This window comes from Mesorhizobium sp. M7A.F.Ca.CA.002.04.1.1, from assembly GCF_004022805.1.
In the GTDB taxonomy this organism is placed as follows: Bacteria; Pseudomonadota; Alphaproteobacteria; order Rhizobiales; family Rhizobiaceae; genus Mesorhizobium; species Mesorhizobium ciceri.
Map to the genome: position 1 here is coordinate 1 of NZ_RZPL01000462.1, position 4,647 is coordinate 4,647.

At 63.0% G+C, this 4,647-nt stretch carries 7 protein-coding genes; 4 read left to right on the forward strand and 3 right to left on the reverse strand.

Annotation, left to right across the window (positions count from 1 at the left end):
• The 4 genes from ENZ75_RS35635 to ENZ75_RS21690 all read left to right on the forward strand — a co-directional run.
• A partial coding sequence (locus tag ENZ75_RS35635; RefSeq protein WP_128278304.1) for a TOBE domain-containing protein occupies positions 1–170 on the forward strand: 170 nt, incomplete at its 5' end.
• Positions 171–184: 14 nt separating this feature from the next.
• Positions 185–1,135 (forward strand): ABC transporter permease, encoded by a 951-nt coding sequence (locus tag ENZ75_RS21680; RefSeq protein WP_210183137.1) that lies wholly within the window; start codon positions 185–187, stop codon positions 1,133–1,135.
• A complete protein-coding gene (locus ENZ75_RS21685) occupies positions 1,125–1,940 on the forward strand; it encodes an ABC transporter permease (protein ID WP_024503371.1) in 816 nt (271 codons plus the stop codon). The genes ENZ75_RS21680 and ENZ75_RS21685 overlap by 11 nt, the downstream gene beginning before the upstream one ends.
• A 95-nt stretch (positions 1,941–2,035) precedes the next feature.
• Positions 2,036–3,463: a gamma-aminobutyraldehyde dehydrogenase gene (locus ENZ75_RS21690; RefSeq protein WP_013528020.1), complete on the forward strand. Its 1,428-nt coding sequence runs from the start codon at positions 2,036–2,038 to the stop codon at positions 3,461–3,463.
• Between the two features lie 174 nt (positions 3,464–3,637).
• On the opposite strand, the gene ENZ75_RS21695 is transcribed toward ENZ75_RS21690, so the two are convergent.
• The 3 genes from ENZ75_RS21695 to ENZ75_RS21705 all read right to left on the reverse strand — a co-directional run.
• A complete protein-coding gene (locus ENZ75_RS21695) occupies positions 3,638–3,952 on the reverse strand; it encodes a hypothetical protein (protein WP_013528019.1) in 315 nt (104 codons plus the stop codon).
• Positions 3,953–4,005: 53 nt separating this feature from the next.
• Entirely contained in the window at positions 4,006–4,368 is a 363-nt protein-coding gene (locus ENZ75_RS21700) for a nuclear transport factor 2 family protein (RefSeq protein WP_024503372.1), read from the reverse strand.
• 81 nt (positions 4,369–4,449) lie between these two features.
• A partial coding sequence (locus ENZ75_RS21705; protein WP_164887912.1) for a carboxymuconolactone decarboxylase family protein occupies positions 4,450–4,647 on the reverse strand: 198 nt, incomplete at its 5' end.

Genomic DNA, 4,647 nt, shown 5'->3' on the forward strand with positions numbered 1-4,647 from the left:
GCCTCATCTCGACCAATTATCTCGGCGCCACGACAAAGCTGGCGCTCGACGCCGACGGGCTGCGGCTGCACGCCATCGTGCCGGCCGGCATCGCCTTGCCGGCAGAAGGCGAGGCGGTTGTGCTGACCTTCAACCGCGAGCACCTGCATCTGATGGACGAGCCGGCATGAGCCTCGACGCCGCCATGATGCGTGCAACCGCTCCCGCCATCCTGCCGGGTAGCGGCGGTCTGCGCGGCGCTCTGTCGGACCTTTTCTGGCGCAAGCCGAAGGTCCTGTTGCTGCTCATGCTGCTGCCTCCGGTTTTGTGGCTGGGCATCGTCTATATCGGCTCGCTGTTTGCGCTGCTGGCGCAGAGCTTTTTCTCCATCGACGAGTTTTCCGGCCTCATCGACCGCGAGTTCACGCTCAAGACCTATGGCGATCTGTTCCAGGCTGCCAATCTCGACATCATCCTGCGCACGGTGACGATGGCGGCTCTGGTCACGCTGGCCTCGGCCGTCATCGCCTTCCCCATCGCCTACTACGCGGCGCGCTATGCGCGCGGCCGCTGGAAGGCCTTGTTCTATCTCGGCATCATGCTGCCGCTGTGGTCCAGCTATCTGGTCAAGATCTACGCCTGGAAGCTGATCCTGGCCAAGGAAGGCATCCTCACCTGGCTGCTCGCCAAGCTACATTTGTTGTGGGTTCTCGACGCTTGGCTGTCGCTGCCGATCGTCGGCGGCAATTCCCTGTCGGTATCGTTCACCGGCACCTTCATCGTCTTCGTCTATGTCTGGCTGCCGTTCATGATCCTCCCCGTTCAGGCGGCGCTCGAGCGCGTGCCCGGCAATCTGGTCGAGGCCTCGTCCGACCTCGGCGCTTCACCGGGACAGACCTTCCGCAACGTGCTGTTTCCGCTGGCGCTGCCGGGCATCGTCGCCGGTTCGATCTTCACCTTCTCGCTGACGCTCGGCGATTACATCATCCCGCAGATCATCGGCACCTCGCGTCTGTTCATCGGCCAGGCGGTCTATTCGCAGCAAGGCACCGCCGGCAACATCCCGCTCGCCGCCGCCTTCACCGTGGTGCCGATCGTCATCATGGGCTTCTATCTCTGGGGCGCCAAGCGCATGGGGGCCTTCGATGCGCTCTGATGGTTCCCAGTCGGCTCCGCTCGGCCTGAAGATTGCCGCCGCCTGCGGGCTGCTGTTCCTGCACCTGCCGATCCTGCTGATCTTCGTCTATGCCTTCACCACCGAAGAGAAGAGTTTCGTCTGGCCGCCGCCAGGGCTGACGACGCAGTGGTTCGCCGTGACCTGGAACCGGCCAGATGTCTGGCAGGCGCTGTCGCTGTCGGTCAGGGTGGCCGCGATTTCGACGGCGATCGCGCTCATCCTCGGCACGCTCTGTTCGGCGGCGGTGTCGCGGACAAGATTCTTCGGCCGCGAAACCATCTCGCTGCTGGTCATCCTGCCGATCGCGCTGCCCGGCATCATCACCGGCATTGCGCTGCGCTCGGCCTTTTCGCTGGCCGACATCCCGTTCTCGTTCTGGACGATCGTGCTTGGCCACGCCACCTTCTGCGTGGTCGTCGTCTACAACAACGCCGTCGCCCGTTTCCGCCGCACTTCCGGTTCGATGATCGAGGCTTCGATGGATCTCGGCGCCGACGGTTTTCAGACCTTCCGCCATGTCGTGCTGCCCAACATCGCCACGGCGCTGCTTGCCGGCGGCATGCTGGCCTTCGCGCTGTCCTTCGACGAGGTCATCGTCACCACCTTCACCGCCGGCCAGCAGCAGACGCTGCCGATCTGGATGCTGGAAGAACTGATCCGTCCGCGCCAGCGCCCGGTCACCAATGTCGTTGCCATGGTCGTCATGCTGGTGACGTTGCTGCCGATCCTTGCCGCTTATTACCTCACCCGTGACGGCGACCAGATCGCTGGAAGCGGGAAATGAAAAACAGCGAATAGGGAGTAGCGAATAGGGATCGACGGTCAAACCCTACTCGCTTTCAGCTACTCGCTACTCGCTTCTGTAAAGGGAGAAACCTTATGGACACCCAGATGCTGATCGGCTCGAAATTCGAGAAGGGCACCGAGACCGAGGAGCCGATCCTCAATCCAAAGACCGGGGCGACCATCCTCAACCTGCCCGAGGCCAGCCAGGCGCAGATCGAGGCGGCGGTCACTGCTGCCGAACAGGCGTTCGTCTTGTGGTCGCGCACCACGCCGGCGCAGCGCTCCGGCTATTTGCTGAAGATCGCCGACCGCATCGAAGCCGACGCGAAGGAGTTCGCCACGCTCGAGGCGCTCAACTGCGGCAAGCCGATCAACGCCGTGCTCAATGACGAAATCCCGGCGATCGTCGATTGCTACCGCTTCTTCGCCGGCGCCGTCCGTTCGATGCCGGGCGTCGTCGCTGGCGAATACATTCCCGGCCACACCTCGATGGTCCGTCGCGATGCCATTGGCATCGTCGCTTCCATCGCGCCGTGGAACTATCCGCTGATGATGATGGCCTGGAAGCTGGCGCCGGCGATCGCCGGCGGCAACACCGTCGTCTTCAAACCGTCCGAGCAGACACCGCTGACGGCGCTGAAGCTGGCAAAAATCCTTGCGGACATCCTGCCCGAAGGCGTCGTCAATGTCGTGCTCGGCCGCGGCGACAGCGTCGGCAACACGCTGATCAATCATCCCAAGGTCAACATGATCTCGATCACCGGCGATGTCGCCACCGGCAAGAAGGTGCTGCAGGCGGCCGCCAAGTCGGTCAAGCGCACGCATCTCGAGCTCGGCGGCAAGGCGCCGGTCATCGTCTTCGACGACGCCGACCTCGGCGCCGTGGTCAACGGCCTGCGTGCCTTCGGCTATTACAATGCCGGCCAGGACTGCACCGCCGCCTGCCGCATCTACGCCGGCAAGAAGATCTACGACAAGCTCGTCGCCGATCTCTCCTCGGCCGTCTCGACCATCAAGTACGACCGCCCCGACGATACCGAAAACGAAATCGGCCCGCTGATCTCGCGCCGCCAGCGCGACCGCGTCTCGAGCTTCGTCGAGCGCGCCTCGGAACTGAAACACATCGAGATCACCACCGGCGGCAAGCCGGGCGAGGGCTCCGGCTTCTATTACCAGCCGACCGTCGTCGCCGGCGCGCTGCAGGAAGATGAGATCGTGCGCCGCGAAGTGTTCGGCCCGGTCGTCTCGGTTACTCGTTTTTCGGAAGTCGACGAGGCGGTGAACTGGGCCAATGACAGCGACTACGGCCTGGCGTCATCCGTATGGACCAAGGATGTCTCGCGCGCCATGGCGACGGCCGCCCGCCTGCAATATGGCTGCACCTGGATCAACACCCACTTCATGCTGACCAACGAGATGCCGCATGGCGGGTTGAAGCAGTCCGGCTACGGCAAGGACATGTCGCTCTACGCACTGGAGGATTACACCGCCGTGCGGCATGTGATGGTTGCGCATGGCTAGTTTTGCCTTGTCCCCTTGTGGGAGAAGGTGGATCGGCGCGTAGCGCCGAGACGGATGAGGGGTGTTCCAGCTTGACGCCAGCTTACCCCTCACCCGGGTTGCCAACCGATTTGTGAAGGACAAATCGGGGCAATCCGACCTCTCCCACAAGAGGAGAGGTAAGACCGCAGACCACTACTCCACGATGCGATAGATATTCCACAGGCTGGTGCCAGACACGACATAGGGCTCGATCTCCTTGCCCCATTTCGCGTGCGCGTCGATCTTGCCGATCTTGGCGAAGAACGCCTCCAACTGGGCCAGGCTTTCGACCTGGTGATGGGACTCGACCGTCGCCTCCCGCGCGCCGATCGAACCGGTCATGATCTGGAATTCCAGCTCGTCGAGGCCGACCTGTGACCCGATCTCGCGTTCCCATTTCTTCAACAGGTCGAGCACGGTCTGCTTGTGTCCGAACTTGGCGTCGATCTGCCATCTGGCGCTGAACATCGTCTTCTCCTCCAGGTTGCGGCCCAGGCCGCGGTTGATCCACGGTTGTTGATCTACTCGTCCCAGGCCTGCACGACGGTCTGTCTTGCGATCCGACCGTTCTTCAGCTCCAGCATCGCTGCGCAGAACACCTTGGTGCCGTCCGGATAGGCGCAGGCCTGGGTGAAGGCGAGGCTGTCGCCGTCGGCGATGGTGGTGTCGACCTTGTGGGTCATCGCCCGGCTGCAGATGTCGTCCCAGAATGTGGTGATCGCCGCGCGCCCGCGGATTTCACGCGGCTTGCTCGGCGGGTTGTTGCGGTCGATCACCCGCACCAGCGCGTCTTCGGCATAGAAGCTCGACAGCATCTTGCCGTCACGGGTTTCGATCGCCTTCTTGATCGCGGCGCCGTCCACTGTTTGGGTCTTGGTCAGCATTTCATCCTCCATTGGCCCGTCTTCCGACCGGGCGGTTGATGGTCGATGTGCCGTCCGGCGCTCATCGCCGGGCAGTGGTTCTTACTGCGACTTCGCCTTGACGGCCGCGAATACGTCGTCGGTCTGCTTCTTGAAGGTCGTCAGATCGACCTGGCTGCCGTTGAGCATCGTCGACCAATGGCGCACGATGGCGGACATCGCCACCGCCTCCTTGATCTCCTCGTCGCTGGCGCCGTTGAGCTTGGCCGCCTCGGTGTGGAAATAGATGCAGTACTGGCA